This window comes from Microbacterium sp. Yaish 1 (genome assembly GCF_002245215.1).
Lineage (GTDB): Bacteria > Actinomycetota > Actinomycetes > Actinomycetales > Microbacteriaceae > Microbacterium.
Window position 1 is genome coordinate 897,334 of record NZ_NPMR01000001.1, and the last position, 14,921, is coordinate 912,254.

General features: G+C 71.3%; 10 protein-coding genes and 1 pseudogene. 1 reads left to right on the forward strand and 10 read right to left on the reverse strand.

All coding sequences use genetic code 11. The features are described 5' to 3' along the window. Positions 1-88 precede the first annotated feature (88 nt). The 6 genes from CI089_RS04250 to CI089_RS04275 all read right to left on the reverse strand — a co-directional run bounded on the left by CI089_RS04250 (position 89) and on the right by CI089_RS04275 (position 8,121). The gene (locus CI089_RS04250; RefSeq protein WP_094260410.1) at positions 89-604 is read right to left on the reverse strand and encodes an ASCH domain-containing protein; all 516 of its coding nucleotides are present in this window, start codon (positions 602-604) and stop codon (positions 89-91) included. Next, positions 601-3,624, reverse strand: coding sequence for an alpha-mannosidase (locus CI089_RS04255; RefSeq protein ID WP_094260411.1), 3,024 nt, complete (start codon positions 3,622-3,624; stop codon positions 601-603). Before CI089_RS04255 ends, CI089_RS04250 begins: the two co-directional genes overlap by 4 nt. A 64-nt stretch (positions 3,625-3,688) precedes the next feature. Beyond that, positions 3,689-4,984 carry a glycoside hydrolase 5 family protein gene (locus tag CI089_RS04260; protein ID WP_256977471.1) on the reverse strand — a complete coding sequence of 432 codons (1,296 nt, stop codon included), beginning with the start codon at positions 4,982-4,984 and terminating at the stop codon, positions 3,689-3,691. Positions 4,985-5,033: 49 nt separating this feature from the next. Beyond that, complete coding sequence (locus CI089_RS04265) at positions 5,034-5,945, reverse strand: carbohydrate ABC transporter permease (RefSeq protein WP_094260412.1); 912 nt, start codon at positions 5,943-5,945, stop codon at positions 5,034-5,036. After that, positions 5,942-6,841, reverse strand: coding sequence for a carbohydrate ABC transporter permease (locus CI089_RS04270; protein ID WP_094260413.1), 900 nt, complete (start codon positions 6,839-6,841; stop codon positions 5,942-5,944). The genes CI089_RS04265 and CI089_RS04270 overlap by 4 nt, the downstream gene beginning before the upstream one ends. An 8-nt stretch (positions 6,842-6,849) precedes the next feature. Further along, positions 6,850-8,121 carry an ABC transporter substrate-binding protein gene (locus tag CI089_RS04275; protein ID WP_218823013.1) on the reverse strand — a complete coding sequence of 424 codons (1,272 nt, stop codon included), beginning with the start codon at positions 8,119-8,121 and terminating at the stop codon, positions 6,850-6,852. Between the two features lie 108 nt (positions 8,122-8,229). Here CI089_RS04275 and CI089_RS16550 point away from each other — a divergent pair, with 108 nt between their 5' ends. Next, positions 8,230-9,270 (forward strand): LacI family DNA-binding transcriptional regulator, encoded by a 1,041-nt coding sequence (locus tag CI089_RS16550; RefSeq protein ID WP_256977473.1) that lies wholly within the window; start codon positions 8,230-8,232, stop codon positions 9,268-9,270. Between the two features lie 422 nt (positions 9,271-9,692). Here the strand turns inward: CI089_RS16550 and CI089_RS04285 are convergent. The 4 genes and pseudogenes from CI089_RS04285 to CI089_RS04300 form a co-directional block, all read right to left on the reverse strand. Beyond that, positions 9,693-12,365 (reverse strand): annotated as a pseudogene (locus tag CI089_RS04285) (glycoside hydrolase domain-containing protein); the annotation flags it as partial. Continuing rightward, positions 12,365-13,270 carry an endo-beta-N-acetylglucosaminidase H gene (locus CI089_RS04290; RefSeq protein WP_094260416.1) on the reverse strand — a complete coding sequence of 302 codons (906 nt, stop codon included), beginning with the start codon at positions 13,268-13,270 and terminating at the stop codon, positions 12,365-12,367. The pseudogene CI089_RS04285 and the gene CI089_RS04290, both read right to left, overlap by 1 nt. Positions 13,271-13,368: 98 nt before the next feature. Beyond that, positions 13,369-14,391, reverse strand: a complete 1,023-nt coding sequence (locus CI089_RS04295) for an SDR family oxidoreductase (RefSeq protein WP_094260417.1) — start codon at positions 14,389-14,391, stop codon at positions 13,369-13,371. Positions 14,392-14,524: 133 nt separating this feature from the next. Further along, entirely contained in the window at positions 14,525-14,893 is a 369-nt protein-coding gene (locus CI089_RS04300) for a hypothetical protein (RefSeq protein WP_094260418.1), read from the reverse strand. Positions 14,894-14,921: the final 28 nt, after the last annotated feature.

Below are 14,921 nucleotides of genomic sequence, written 5' to 3' on the forward strand. Positions count from 1 at the left end.
CGCACGCGGCCCGGTTTTCGCGGCGGTTTCATCAGCTGAGAGACGACCGCGACCCCGCGAACTCGGTCCGCGAACTCGATCGGCGGACTCAGTCGGCGTGCTCGGGCGGCCACACGACCGAGAAGCGCTCGAAGACGATGTCCTCGTCCTCCGACCACTCGGCGCCGCGGGCCGCCGCGACGCGCGTCCAGTAGCGCCGGTGCTCGCGCTGCCAGCTCTCGAGCGAGAGGTCGTCCTCGCCCTCGTCGGCGGCGAAGGCGGCGTCCGCGCTCGTGAACGGCCCGAGGCGCAGCTCGGTCGTGCGGATGATGATGCGCGGGGCACCCGTGCTGTCGCAGGCGATCCAGTGCGAGCCGATCCGCGGGATGAGGTCGCCCCGCGCGACGAAGTCGGCGACGAGCTCGGCGGTCGCCCGCTTGCCGCCCGCGAGCACGATGCCGAGCAGCTCGTCGGCCAGGCGAGCGTTGTCGCCGAAGTGCTCGACCGTGTACTCGGGAGCCGCGAGCACGGCCTCGGGGTGCGCGGCGCGGTACTGCTCCCACATCTCGGCCGCGGCGGCCTCGTCGAGGGGCAGGACGCGGGAGGACCCGGTGGTTTCGGTCATCCCTCCATCCTGGCACCGGCCGGTGCGGCCACCCGGTAGGTGCGCACCTCGAAGGGCCGGAGCTCGAGGGCCACGCGGCCGGCGTCGTACACGATCTCGCCGAGGTCGTCCTCGATGAGCGATGCCTCGCGGATCGTCTCGGCGCCCTCGATGCGCAGTTCGCCCGCGACGCGTCGACCCGCGGGCTCGTACACGCGCACGACGAGGTCGCCCGAGCGGTCGGCGGCGAGCTTGACCCCCGAGACCAGGATGCCGGGCGTCGCGGTGACCAGCGGCGCCACGGGCGCCCCGGTGCGCTCGCGCAGGGCGGTGTTCAGCGCGAGGCCGGCGGCCGTCGCGGCCTCGATGTCGGCGCCGATCACGAGACCGTAGCGGTGGGTCTGCTCGCCCTGATCGGTCTCGGGGTCGGGGAAGCGCGGGGCGCGCAGCAGCGAGAGCCGAACCGTCGTGGTGACGCCCCGGTCGGGATCGGCGTCGCGCGTGACGTCGTACCCGTAGGTCGAGTCGGTCACGAGCGCAGCCCCGAACCCGGCTTCGGCGACGTGGACGAAGCGGTGCATCGACGTCTCGAACTTCGCCGCCTCCCAGCTGGTGTTGGTGTGGGTCACCCGCTTGGCGTAGCCGAACTGCGTCTCGGCGGCGGTGTGCTCGGCCTGGATCGCCAGCGGGAACGCGACCTTGAGGAACTTCTCGACCTCGTGCCAGTCGGTCCGCTGCGTGATCTCGATCGTGCGGGACCCGGGGCGCAGCACGAGCTCCTGCGTGAGCGTCGAGGCCGAGAACGAGCGGGCGATGCGCACGTGGGCCGCGCCGTCGCGCGTGTCGACGGTGAGCGCGTCGACGGCCGTGAGGTCGGTGACGCGATTGCGGTAGAAGCGGTCGACATCCCAGGCATCCCACATGTTGGGGAAGTCCTGGTGCAGCTGCAGGAGGTTCGCCGGCTCGCCCGCGGGAATCGTCTCGCGGCCCGTGGCGAGCTCGACCGCCGAGGTGATGAGGCCGCCCGCCGAGATCGTCACCCGGACGAGATCGTTGGTGAGCACGAACCCGCCGTCGTGCTCGCGCACCTCGACCGCGCCGGCCGGGGGCGCGGCGGGCGCGGCGCCGAGACCCGGGACCCCGTCGCGGGTCAGCGGCGAGGCGTTGAAGACGACGCGCTCGCCGCCGCTGCCGGCCAGCAGCTCCTGGGCGCGGTCGATGAGCGCCTCGGCGGCCGCCGCGACGCGCTCGTACTGCTCGACGGCCTCGCGGTGCACCCAGGCGATCGAGGTGCCGGGGAGGATGTCGTGGAACTGCTGCAGCAGCACCTGCTGCCACAGCGCGTCGAGCTCGTCGTAGGGGTAGTCGGCGCCGGTGCGCCAGGCGGCGGTCGCCCACCAGGCCTCGGCCTCGATCAGCAGGTGCTCGGTGCGCCGGTTGCCCTGCTTCGTCTTGTGCTGGCTCGTGAGGGTCGCCCGGTGCAGCTCGAGGTACAGCTCCCCCACCCACACCGGCGGCTTCGGCAGCTCGGTCATCGCGCGCTCGAAGAACGCGTCGGGATGCTCCCACTGCACGCGCGCGCTGCCCTCGAGGTCGGCCAGGCGCTCCGCCTTGCCGGTCATCTCGCGGGTCGTGCCGCCACCGCCGTCGCCCCACCCGACCGGGGCGATGGATCCGGATGCCACGCGGGACTCGCGGAACTGCCGCGAGGCCTTCGCGACCTCCATGCCCGACAGCTGCGAGTTGTAGGTGTCCATCGGCGGGAAGTGGGTGAACATCCGCGACCCGTCGATCCCCTCCCACGCGAAGGTGTGGTGCGGGAACCTGTTGACCTGGTTCCACGAGATCTTCTGCGTGAAGAACCACTCGAACCCCGCGCGGCGCATGAGCTGAGGCAGCGCCGGGGAGTACCCGAACGAGTCGGGCAGCCAGACTCCGCGCGAACGGATGCCGAACTCCTCCTCGAAGAAGCGCTGCCCGTAGAGGAACTGGCGGACGATCGCCTCACCGGTGGGCATGACGGTGTCGGACTCGACCCACATGCCGCCCAGCGGCAGGAAGCGGCCCGCCGCGACGGCATCCTTCACCTTGGCCCACACCTCGGGACGATGCTCCTTGAGCCAGGCGTACTGCTGCGCGCTCGACATCCCGTACCGGAAGTCGGCGCTCTCGCCCAGCAGCTCGGTCATCGTCGTGCTCGTGCGCGCGACCTTGCGGATGGTCTCGCGCACCGGCCACAGCCACGCGGAGTCGATGTGCGCATGGCCGATCGCCGAGATGCGGTGCGCGCTGGCCTCGGCAGGCGACGCCAGCACCTCGGCGAGCGCGGCGCGAGCGTCGCCGGCGGTCTCGGGGATGCGCTGCAGGTCGAGACGGTCGAGCGCGTCGTCGAGCGCCTGCAGGATGCGCATGCGGCGGGGCGCGGTCTCGGGCAGCTCGGCCTGCAGCTCGACGAGCACCTCGAGGTCGAGCGCGAGCTCGTGCACCTCGGGCTCGAACACGGCGAGGTCCATGTGCCGCACGGCGTAGAGGGGGCGCGACGAGGACGTCCGGATGTCGCCCTCCTGCGTCGGGAGGAAGGGGTGGTAGTCCAGCAGCACGGGGTTGGCCGCGGCTTCGATGTAGAACTCGACCTCCTCGTCTCCGGCTGCCTCCTCGGCGATGCGCACCCACTGGTTGCGCGGGTTGAGCGACTTCACGGGTTCGCCGCTCGGCAAATAGACGAGCCCCTCGCACTGGAAGCCGGGCATGTTCGGATCGAAACCGAGGTCGACGAGGGCCTCGACCCGGCGTCCCGCCCACTCCGACGGAACCCGGCCGCGGACGCGGAACCACGTCGTCGACCAGGCCGGCCCCCAGGACGATCCCGCCTCGAACGGCTCGAACTCCAGCGCCAGACCGTCGGCGGCGGGGATGGGCTCGCCCGGCAACCGGTTCGCCGCGATCTCGAGCGGGATGCGCCGGGAGTGGATGGCGGGGCGGATGCGCTCGCTGAGCACGCGCGCGGCGCGGCCGGTGGTGAGGGGGATGTCGTCGTGCATGGGCGGGTGGGTCCGTTCGGTCGGGCGGTCGGTCGTCGTCGGTCGTGCGGGGGGTCGGGTCGTCTCAGGGCATGGTGGCGGCGGCGCCACCGCCGAGGACCGGCGCGGCGGTGCCGCTACCGGCATCCACCCGCTCCATCCTCTCGATCCCGCGTGCGGCCAGCTGCGCGGTGTCGGCTTGGCGCGAGGCGAGGACGATCTGCGGGCCGCGGCCATCGCGCTCGGCGGCGCGCACCCAGGCTTCGAAGAACGCCCCGCCGGGGGCGCACGCGGTGCGGTACGGGCCGGAGTCGTCGAGCACGAGGCCGACCGGGGATGCCGCGGGGCGGGGCGCATCGCGCAGTTCGCGCGCCAGCTCGGCGAACCGGCGGCCCGTGGGTTTGACCACGCCGTCCTCGTCGATCAGCCCGAGGTCGTACTCGACCGGCGGGAAGTCGAGCATCGAGCGCGCGACGTCGTGGGAGCACCACCACGTGATGCCGGAGAGGACGGGGACGTCGGCGGCACGGCGCACCGTCTGCTCGAGGAAGTCGGCGGCGTCGTCACGATCGACGACGGTGACGGGAGCCCCGACCTCCTGCAGCCAGACGGGGCGGTCGGCCTGGGCGTGCCAGGCGGCGGCGAGCTGGACGAGGTACTCGGCGTGGCGCACCGAGCCGGCGCCGAGGCCGCCGTGCCGCTGGGCCGCACCGTTGAAGACCCAGGAGTGGACGATGGTCTCATCTCCGTGCTCGGCGGCGTGACGCGGCAGGAAGGGCTGCCGCTCGTCGTACCAGGTCGCGTCGTAGGCGGCGTGCGTGATGAGGCCCGGCGCGCTCGCGCGGGCGACGCCCAGCAGCCGCACGAGCCATTCCTCGGCCTGCGCCTCGTCGATCGGGTGCGGGTGCGGGTGCGGCCGGGCCGCGAACTGGTTGACCTCGTTGCCGAGGGTGAGTCCCATGACATTGGGGCGCCCGCGCAGAACCTCGCCGAGGGCCCGGAGGTACGCCTCCTCTCCCGCGAGGGCGACGGGGTCGGTGAAGATGTTGCGCTCGTGCCACGTCGTGACCCAGGCGGGCAGGAAGTCGAAGCTCGACAGGTGACCCTGCAACGCATCGACGTTGACGTCGAGATCGAACTCGGCCGCGGCATCCACCACCCCGCCGATGTCGGCGAGCGCCGCCGGGCGGAGCAGGCCCCGGTTCGGCTGGACGAGGTGCCACAGCGGGAAGAGCCGCACGTGGTCGGCCTCGAGCCCGGCGATCGCCTCGAAATCGCGGCGCACCTCGTCGAGGTCGAGGTCGAGCCACGCGTGGAACCAGCCGGAGCGGGGCGTGTAGTTGACGCCGAATCTCATGGCGGGGTGGATCAGGGAGGTCATGGGGCCTTCCGGGGTCGGGGGCGGCGGCGGGGCGGCGGGGCGGCGGGGCTCAGCCCTTGACCCCGCCCTCCTCGACGCCCTTGAAGAAGTGGCGCTGCAGCACCGCGAAGACGATCGCGATCGGGATGAACGCGATCATCGAGCCCGCGGCGATCATGCGCTGGTCGTTGGAGAACGTGCCCGACAGGTACTGCAGGCCGATCGTCAGGGTGAACTGGTCGGGACTGGTGAGCACGATGAGCGGCCAGAGGAAGTCGTCCCAGGCGCCGATGAAGCTGAAGATCGCGATGACGGCGACCGTTCCCTTCACCGAGGGGAGCGACACGCTCCAGAACCGCTGCAGGGCGTTGGCGCCGTCGATGATCGCCGCCTGGTCGATCTCTTCGGGCAGCACCCGGAACGCGTTGTACATCAGCAGCACGTTGAGGGTCGCGACCATCCCCGGCAGCGCGACGCCGAGAAGCGTGTCGGCGAGGCCGAGGTTCCGGATCGTGACGAAGTTGGCGATGATCGTCGCCTCGCCCGGCAGGATCAGGGTCGCCAGGAACAGCCCGATGACGATCCTCCGCCCCCGGAACCGCAGACGCGACAGCGCGAAGCCGGCCAGCGTGGAGAAGACGACGTTGCCGCCGACCGCGAAGACCGCGACGAAGAGCGAGTTGCCGATGAACTGCCACACCGGGATCGCGTCCATGACGCGCGCGTAGTTGTCGAGCGTCGGCTGGGACGGCCACAGCTGCGGGATGCGGGTGTAGATGTCTTCGCTCGTGCTCTTGAGCGAGGTCGACAGCTGCCACAGGAAGGGTCCGATGCTGATGAACAGCACGAACACCAGCAGGGCGTAGCGCGCGACGATCTCGCGGGGGCGCATCGACCCGAATCCGCCGACGCCCCGGCGCCGTCGCGGTCTTCCGACCGGCACGGGTCCCAGCTCGGCCTGCTCGCGGGTGACGGTGCTCATGCGCTGCTCCTGCTGTTGATCTTGGCCAGGACGAGCATCGGCACGAGGGTCACGAAGAACATGAGGATGCTGAGCGCGCTCGCGTAGCCGAGATCGCCCGAGAACCCGCGGGCGTACTGCTGGATCAGCATGACCATCGTCATCGCCTCGCCGCCGGCGCCGCCCGTTCCGCCGGTCATGATGAACACCTCGCTGAAGACGCGCAGGGCTGCGATGCACACCAGCACGGCGATGAGGAACATCGCGCCCCGGACGGCCGGGAGGGTCACGGAGAAGAAGCGACGCATCGCGCCGGCGCCGTCCATCGCCGCGGCCTCGTGGAGGTCGCGGCTGACGTTGCCGAGGGCGGCGAGGTAGATGATCATGTAGAACCCGAGCCCCTTCCAGACGGTCAGGCTCACGGCGCTGAGGATGATCAGCCAGCGGTCGGTGAGGAAGGGCAGCGGCTGCTGGATGATCGACATCGCCTGGGCGAGTCCGTTCACCAGCCCCCGGTCGTCGAGCATGAAGGTCCAGATGAGGGCCACGACGACGGCGGAGGCGATGACGGGTGTGTAGAACGCGGTGCGGAAGAACGCGATGCCGGGCAGCTTCTTCTCGACCAGGATCGCGATGAGCAACGGGAGGATCGTCAGCAGCGGCAGGCACACGAGCATGAACACGACGCTGTTGAGGAGCGCGCCCATGACCTGGTCGTCGCGGAGGATCAGCTCGAAGTTCCGGAATCCGACGTACTGCTCGTTGCCGCCGAGCGGCTTGGCGTTCGTGAACGCCATGCGGATGGTGTTGAGCGACGGCCAGATCGAGAACACCGCGAGCCACAGCAGGGCCGGGGCGAGGAAGAGCCAGGGCGTCCAGGCGCGCGTCGCGTTCGCGGGCCCGTGTCCGACGGTCATGGCCAGACCTACTGGCGTGCCAGCAGGTCGTTGAGCTTCTCGACCGACTTGTCGAGCGCTTCCTGGCCCGTGATGTCACCGCGGATGGCGAGGGCGATCTGCTGGTTCAGGTAGTCGTTCATCGCGCCGTTGACCGAGTAGGGCGTGAGCACCTCGGCGGTCTTCAGCGACTCGAAGCCGGTGATCCGGGCCTTCGCGGAGGGCGTGCCGTCGTCTTCGGTGAAGTAGGGGTCGGCGTCGGATCCCTGCGTCGAGGGGAACACGTTCGCGATGTGCGCGAAGGCGTTCTGGTTCTCGGCGTTGGTGACGAACTCCGCGAAGGCCAGCGCCGCGGCGAGGTTCTCGCTGCCGGCCGCGACGCTCACGCCCTGCACGTACAGGGGCGAGATGTTCAGGGCGGGGCTGATGGCGACGTTGCCCTTCAGGCTCGGGTTGTTCTCCTCGAACGAGTCGATGGCGGTCGCGCCACCGGTCGTCCACGCGACCTTGCCCTGCGTGAACAGCTGGGCGTTGCCGAGGTAGTCGGCGTTGAGCACGGTCGGCGGCATCTCGCCGTTCGCGTACGCCTCCGCGTAGCGGTCGACCAGGGCCGCAGCCTCGGGGGTGTTGAAGACGAACTCGGTGCCGTCGTCGTTCAGGATGTCGATGCCCTCGAGCGTGAAGTCGCCGATGCCGGGCACGCGGCTGATGAGGTAGTTGTCGGGGCAGGCATCCGCCATCGTGGCCGCCTGGGCGAAGAGCTCGTCGGTCGTCTTCGGCGGGTTCGCGGAGTCGAGCCCGCACGCGTCGAGCTGGGTGGAGTTCCAGTAGTTGACGTCGGTGCCGAGATACCAGGGGTAGCCGTACACGCCCTCGACGCCGTCGAAGCGGTAGGCGTCGACCGACCCCTCGAAGTAGGTCGACTCGAGGTCGGTGGCTGTGCTGACGTCGTAGAGCAGGTTCTGCTTGGCCAGGGGCAGCGCGAAGTCGGGCGGCAGGTTGATGACGTCGGGGAGTGTGTTCGTCGACGCCTGCGAGAGCACCTTCTCGGAGTATCCGTCGCCGGGCTGGTCGAGCAGTTCGACGGTGACGTCGGGGTACTTCTCCTGGAAGGCGTCGATGACGCCGTCGAGGTATTCGGCATAGGTCGGCGTCAGCGACCAGGTCTGGAACCGGATCGAGCCCGCGACCTCGCCGTCGGGGTCCGAGCCGGCTCCGGTGCCGCTCGAGCAGCCGGCCAGCAGCGCGGTGGCGGCGAGCAGTCCGAGCCCGGCGACAGCCGGTGTGCGCAGGTTCCTCATGGTGTGCAACTCCTTCGTATGCAAACGGTGCGACGGGGTATAGCCTGAGCAACTAAACCGAGTAAGTCAAGGATGGACTTATCCGGTTCAGTTCTCGAGGAGGAGCGGATGACGACACCGCGGAAACGGGCCACCATCGCCGACATCGCCCGACGGGTCGGCGTGTCGAAGGCGGCTGTGTCGTTCGCGCTCAACGACCGGCCGGGGGTCAGTACCGAGCTGCGCGACCGCGTGCTCGCCGTCGCCGCGGAGCTGCGCTACCGCCCGAACTCCGCCGCCCTGGCGCTGGGACGCTCGCGCGTCGACGTCATCGGTCTCGTGATCAACCGCCCCGCCCGCACCCTCGGCACCGAGGCGTTCTTCCCCGAGCTGATGGCCGGCATCCAGGCGGGGCTCTCCGAGACCCACACCGGCCTGCAGACCCTCGTCGTCTCCTCGCTCGAGGAGGAGCTCGCGGCCTACAGCACCTGGCAGGCGACGCAACGGGTCGACGGCGTGATCGTCGTCGACCCGCGCCGCGATGACGCCCGTATCGCGCTCCTGGCCGAGCTCGACCTGCCGGCGGTGCAGATCGGCAGCCATCCGAGCACGGACGCCGCGATCCCGAGTGTGTGGATCGACGACCACGCCGTGGCGACGGCGCTGTTCGAGACCCTCTTCGACCTCGGGCACCGTCGCCTCGCGCACGTGACGGGCCCGCTCGACTTCGAGCACACCGAGCTGCGCGGGTCCGCCCTGAGCGAGTGCGCCCGGCGCTACGACGCCCCGCCGCCGATGTCGATCGAGACGGACTACTCCGCGGAGCAGTCCGCCGAGGCCACGCGGGCGCTCCTGGGCCGCGACGAGCGTCCGACCGCGCTGGTCTACGACAACGACGTCATGGCCCTCGCGGGCCTGCGCGTCGCGCAGGAGCTCGGCGTCCCGGTCCCCGCCGCCGTGTCGGTCGCGAGCTTCGACGACTCGATCGCGATGCGACTCGTGCGCCCCTCCATCACCGCGCTCACGCGCGACACCTACGCCCTCGGCGAGCTCGCGGCTCGGACGCTGATGGAGGTCATCGGGTCGGACGCCCCGGTGGCATCCGTGGCGGCGGCCCCGCCGGCGCTGTCGGCCCGCGAGAGCACGGCGCCCGCGAACGCCTCCACCTGAGCGAGGTCGATCCGGGATGTCGCCTCGAAGCGCACAGCCGTGAGGGGCGCCGCGAGGGGCGTCCGGGAGTCGCCCCGCGCGGCGAAGGGGCGTGTCTGCGATGCGATCTCGAAGGCTTCGTCGACACGCTCGTCGAGCTCGCGCCACTCCCCCGAGACCGTGCGCCCGCGCAGCCGCCAGGATGCCGTCGCCGGTGGGCCCGCGGGTGTCACGGTGTAGAGGCCGACGCCCGCGGGCGTGCGCAGGGGAAGCTCGACGGCATCGCCCGGCTCGAGGCGCAGGATGGTGTCGCCGGTGTCATCGGTGATCGAGCGCGGCGCGACCTCGAGCAGATCGTCGAGCGGCTCGGTCGCGAACTCGGTGCTGAACGATGTGGGACGCGTGTGCCGCGCCCACCCCGTCGGCTCGTCGGAGAGCACCACCTCGATGCGCTCCGCGGTGCGGATGACCGCCGCGGGCACCGCGACGCTCTCCCATGCCCGCCCGTCGATGCGCACCTCGCGGATGTAGGGCAGCCCAGCACCGGTCGTGACGATCTCCAGCGGACGCCCGCGCCCCTCGGGATGCAGCACGACGCGGGGCAGCAGCGGCGGTGTGAGCACGAACTCGCCCGAGCCCGGCACGAGCGGGTAGAGGCCGAGGACCGCGAAGAGGTACCACGCCGACATCTCGCCGTTGTCCTCGTCGCCCGGGTAGCCCTGGCCGATGTCCGATCCGGCGAACAGCCGGTCGCGGGCCTCGACGACGATCCGGTGGGCGTCGTCGTGCCGTCCGGCGAAGCAGTACATGAACGGGATGTGGTGCGCGGGCTGGTTGGACAGCCCGAGCATGCCCATGCGGACATCGCGCGCCTCGCTCATCTCGTGGATGACGAAGCCGTACGACCCGACGAGGCCCGGGTCCGCCGTCTCGGGCGTCGCGAAGAAGACGTCGAGCGCGGCGCCGAGCGCGGCCTCGCCACCGTGCAGCGCGGCGAGGCCGGCACCGTCGTGCGGCGCCGTGAACATCGTGCCCCACGCGTTGGTCTCGGTGTAGTCGTGCCCCCACTCGGCGGGATCGAAGTCCTCGGCGCGCACCCGCCAGTCCCCGTCGGGGCGACGCCCGAGGAAGAAGCCGAGGTCGGTGTCGCCGTGCCGGCGGAGGCCGGGGCGGAACACCGAACGGTAGGCCAGCGCCCGGCGCCCGAGGTACTCGGCTTCGGCCGCGAGGCGATCGCGCTCGGCGGCATCCGCCGCCTGCCGCAGCAGCGCGTGGGCGAGCCGCGCGGCCGCGGCGTCGTTGATCGCGTTGTCGAGCGTCCACGACATGCCCTCGTGCGTGGCAGTGTCGGTGAAGCCGCGGAAGATCGCGGGACGCAGCCCTTTGCGTCCGACGCGCGGGTCGGGCGAGGGCACGGTCGCGTGGCGCAGCGCCGAGCGGTAGGCCTCACGCGTGTCGATCGCGACGCCCAGGGCTTCGAGGCCCGCGAAGACCGTGTCGCTGGTCGTGCCCGTCATCGAGTCGACCGGCCCCGGCGCGCTCCACCGGGCGACCCACCCGGCATCTCGGAAGTGCTGCACGAACCCGTCGGCGAGGGCTGCGGCGGTGCGCGGAACGAGCAGGCCGAGGAGCGGCCAGGCTGTGCGGTAGGTGTCCCAGAATCCGTTGTTCGACGAGTACACGCCTGGCCGCACGACGCCATCGACCGGGCTGCGGTAGCGGGGGCCCTCGGGCGACGGCTCGTCGTGAGCGTTCGGATAGCTGAAGACGCGGGCGAGCGAGCCCGCGATGGAGCGCAGGGTGTCGTCCGGGATGCCGTCGAGCCCGTCGATCTCGACCCGATCGAGCACTCCGCGCCAGGCGGCCTCCGCTGCCGCGCGCATGTCGTCGATACTGCCCGCGGCTCGGGCGTTCTCGACCGCCTGCGCAGCATCGATGGTCGACATCCCGATGACGATGTCGGCGCCGGGCCGGTCGAAGACGATCGCGCCGCGGAGGGCCCCGCGCGAGAGTGCGAGGTCGTGGCGGCGAACGCCCGGCAGCACGGCGTGCACGTGATGGTCGGGGCGGTCGCCGCCGTCGCGGAGGTGCACGTCGAGGTGCAGCGCCCCGTCGCGCTCCGCCCACGCGGCCGAGACGGCCTCGCCGAGGTGGTCGACGACGACCGACAGCTCGTCCGTGTGCGAGCGGAACCGCATCCCCACCGCGTGGCGGGCCGCGGTCAGCAGCGCCGAGACGCCGTCGAGCTCGACCCGGTACTCGTGCGGCGCGGCGTGCTCGTCGGCACGGTCGAATCGTCGCGCCCGCTTCCGACGGTCGCGGTGGGGTCGCGCGCTCGGGCTCGGCATGAGCTCGAACACCCCGCGGTCGCCGATCCAGGGGCTCGGGATGTGGCTCGTCGCGAAGGCCTCGATCGCCGGGCGGTCTACCTGGTACCGGTAGGGCCAGTTCCCCACCGCGGCGTCGGTCATCGGCAGGGCGAACACCCCGCCGTGGGGCAGGGTCACGATGGGGGCGGTGTTCCCTCGCGAGAAGCGATCCGACCCCCGCGTGCCGCGGCGTGTGTCGGCCCATCCCAGCAGGTGGTCCGGACGGGACGGCGCGGGCTCGACGGTGGGCGGCGCGACGAAGACCGTGCGCCGATGCACGCTCGGGCCGAACGCGACGCGGACGGCCGCGATCCGGCGCCCGACGACGGGTGCGAGGTCGACCGTGCGACGGTTCCACTGATCGACCCACATCCGCTTCGCGCGCGCCTGGGCCCGGGGGTCGAGCGCATCACCGTACTGGTCCCGCGCGCCGGCATCCGAGAGCGTGCCGCCGTCGTCGAACACGAGGTCCACGGCCACGGCGGTCGCCGCGTAGCGGTCGTCCGCCGCCCCGCCACGGACCTCCACCGCGATCGGGAACAGCTCCACGACGAGCTGCTCCCCCGCCGTGACGCGGCGCCCGCGCAGCTCGGGCAGGTCGTGCACGTCCGGCAGGTCGATCTCGGACGGCCCGGCCCCGACGTCGATGCGGAAGCAGCGACGCGAGTCGGTCTCGGCGGTGTCGGCAGGCGTGGAATCGGGGACGGCGCGGCGGACCCGGGGAGTCTTCGGCGAAACGGGAACCATCAGCCGACGTAGACCGCTTCCTGACCCGAGAGCTCGCGTGTGAACGATGAGATGTAGGCGCTGCGGTCGCCCGCGGTCAGGTTGTAGGTCACGTAGACGCCGTAGCCCTCCTGCACGGTGCGACGGGCGAGGTTCGCCGCGGTGGCAGCCGACGTCTGCGTCAGATCGATCGCGGCGGGGCCCAGCCGGTCCTTGCCGACGCCGGGGTACGCGGGAACGTTGTACTGCCCGTAGTAGGGGTTCCAGATGTAGTCGAGCTTGTCGAGCACGGATGCCGGAGCCGACTTCAGGCTCGCGGCCGCCTCCCCGATGTCGTAGAGCGAGATGATGCTGCCGGCGGGGAGCTTCGCGTCGAGCGCCTCGACGAGCCAGCGCGCGGAGTCGGCGTTCGCCGCCGGCACGCCGTTCGAGCCGTACGACACCCACTCGTCGTCGATGTCGACGCCGTCGAGGCCGTACTGCGCGACGACGGCGGCCACCTGGTCGGCGAAGGCGGCGGCCGCAGCCGGTGACGGGAAGTTGGCGAAGCCGGCGGCCTGGTGGTTGCCGAGCAGCGACAGCGTCACCTTGATGCCCTTGTCCTGGAGGGGCCGGATCTGCGTGTCGGCGTTCTCGAGGGTCGCGGTCACCTGATCGTTCAGGTGCAGTGCGGCCGCGTCGCCGTCGGAGTTGATGTTGGCCGCGAAGATGATCGCGACATCGAACGCGTTCGACCCGTCGGCGAGCTCGTAGTCACCGACCGTGCGGAGCTCGTTGCTGTTGACCTCGACGTACGCCACCGTCAGCGGGTCGGTCGATGCCGCCGTGGCCGCGGTCGCGGGCGCGAGCCCGGCTGCGGCCAGGGCGGTTGCTGCCAGGGCGGCGAGCGCGGCGGAACGGCGGGCGGGACGGGGGATCCTCGACATGATGCTCCTCATTGAGTTCGCTGTCGCCGGCGAGGTGCCGACGCGTGCCAGCGAACCGGACTTAACCGGATTAGTCAACGGTCGAGCCCGCGCGCTCGTCACCGCTGCCGCAACACGGCCTTCGCTCCGGCGATCACGCCCACGACCGCCGCGGATGCTGCGGCGGATGCCGCCGCGTACAGCGGGGCGCGGTGGCGGATGGCCCAGGTCTGCACGCTTCCGCTCCGCGCACGGTCGTCGAACGCACCATGGGCGCCGTGGTCGCCCGGCACCGGCTCGTACAGGTTCGGAGCCGTCCCGGACGCAGCCGAGCCCGGCGCGAACTGGCCCTCCCATGCGTTCTTCGCCAGATACCAGTCGAGGAAGCGGCCCGCGACGCGGGTGCCGAGGATGAGCCCGACCGTCGACTCCCCCACCCACGTGCGCCGGCGGGGCCGATCGGCGACGTCGGCGACGGCTCGCGCGCCGACCTCGGGCTGGAAGATGGGCGGCACGGGCTGCGGATGCTGCGAGAAGTTCGACTTCACCCAGCCGAACTGGGTCGTGTTGAGGGCGGGCATGTCGACGATCGAGACGGCGACGCGGCTCTTCTCGTGGGTGAGCTCGGAGACGACGGAATCCGTGAACCCGTGGATCGCGTGCTTCGCCCCGCAGTAGGCGGCCTGCAGCGGGATGCCGCGGTGGGCGAGCGCCGATCCGATCTGGATGATGTGACCGCGGTCGCGGTCGCGCATCCGCCGGAGCGCCGCGCGCGTGCCGTTGACGGTGCCGAGGTAGGTCACGGCCGTCGCACGGTCGAAGTCGTCGGCCGACGTGTCGAGGAACGTGGCGATCGCGCCCGACATGACGTTGTTGACCCACAGGTCGATCGGACCGAGGACGTTCTCGACGTCGGCGGCCGCCCGCTCGACGGCATCCGCGTCGGCGACGTCCACGGACACCGCGTGCGCGCGCCGGCCCGCCGCCTCGATGTCGGCGACAGCGCCATCGAGGCCGTCGCGCCCCCGGGCGAGGACCGCGACGTCCCAGCCGCGGTGGGCGAGCTCGCGGACGATGGCTCGGCCGAGGCCCGCGCTTCCTCCGGTGACGACGGCGACTCCGCGCCCGCTCGCTGCAGCCATGACGATCTCCTTCCACCGAGGCATCCACGGTGGAAGCTCGCGATCGCGACCATTGTCGGCATGCGAGCGCGCGGGGAGGCAGCTGTTGCCAGGCAGCGTGCGATGGTCTAGGGAATGATCTGGGCGTGCGCGCTCAGCGCATGCCCGTCATGCGGTCCCACTCGATCGACTTGAACTGCAGGAAGGTGCAGAGGTTGCCCGCGAAGGCGACCTCGGCGGCGAGCCCCGCCATCTGGTACGGCGTGAGGGTGAGGTCCTCTGAGCGCGCCGTGAGCGTCGCTTCCCACTCGGGATCGTCGATGGCTCGCGGCTGCATGTAGATGTCGGCGGGCGCGTTCGTGAGGTGGACGATGACGAGTCCGGTGTCGAGACCGTCCGAGCCGTCCTGGATGGCTACCTTGACCGTGACGCCGGGCGTCTTCCCCTGTTCGAGGAACTCGGCGACCCACTCTTCCAGGAGGGTCTTGGTCCGCACGGGGACCCGAGGGATGTCATCGCTCATCAGGAGGAATCTTGTCATATCCCGAATG

Bases quoted from the DNA above. Each gene is read 5' to 3' on its own strand.
- CI089_RS04250 (WP_094260410.1), bottom strand. From the start codon at position 604: ATGACCGAAACCACCGGGTCCTCCCGCGTCCTGCCCCTCGACGAGGCC.
- CI089_RS04295 (WP_094260417.1), bottom strand. From the start codon at position 14,391: ATGGCTGCAGCGAGCGGGCGCGGAGTCGCCGTCGTCACCGGAGGAAGC.
- CI089_RS04300 (WP_094260418.1), bottom strand. From the start codon at position 14,893: ATGAGCGATGACATCCCTCGGGTCCCCGTGCGGACCAAGACCCTCCTG.
- CI089_RS04270 (WP_094260413.1), bottom strand. From the start codon at position 6,841: ATGACCGTCGGACACGGGCCCGCGAACGCGACGCGCGCCTGGACGCCC.
- CI089_RS04290 (WP_094260416.1), bottom strand. From the start codon at position 13,270: ATGTCGAGGATCCCCCGTCCCGCCCGCCGTTCCGCCGCGCTCGCCGCC.
- CI089_RS04260 (WP_256977471.1), bottom strand. From the start codon at position 4,984: ATGACCTCCCTGATCCACCCCGCCATGAGATTCGGCGTCAACTACACG.
- CI089_RS16550 (WP_256977473.1), top strand. From the start codon at position 8,230: ATGACGACACCGCGGAAACGGGCCACCATCGCCGACATCGCCCGACGG.
- CI089_RS04265 (WP_094260412.1), bottom strand. From the start codon at position 5,945: ATGAGCACCGTCACCCGCGAGCAGGCCGAGCTGGGACCCGTGCCGGTC.
- CI089_RS04255 (WP_094260411.1), bottom strand. From the start codon at position 3,624: ATGCACGACGACATCCCCCTCACCACCGGCCGCGCCGCGCGCGTGCTC.
- CI089_RS04275 (WP_218823013.1), bottom strand. From the start codon at position 8,121: ATGAGGAACCTGCGCACACCGGCTGTCGCCGGGCTCGGACTGCTCGCC.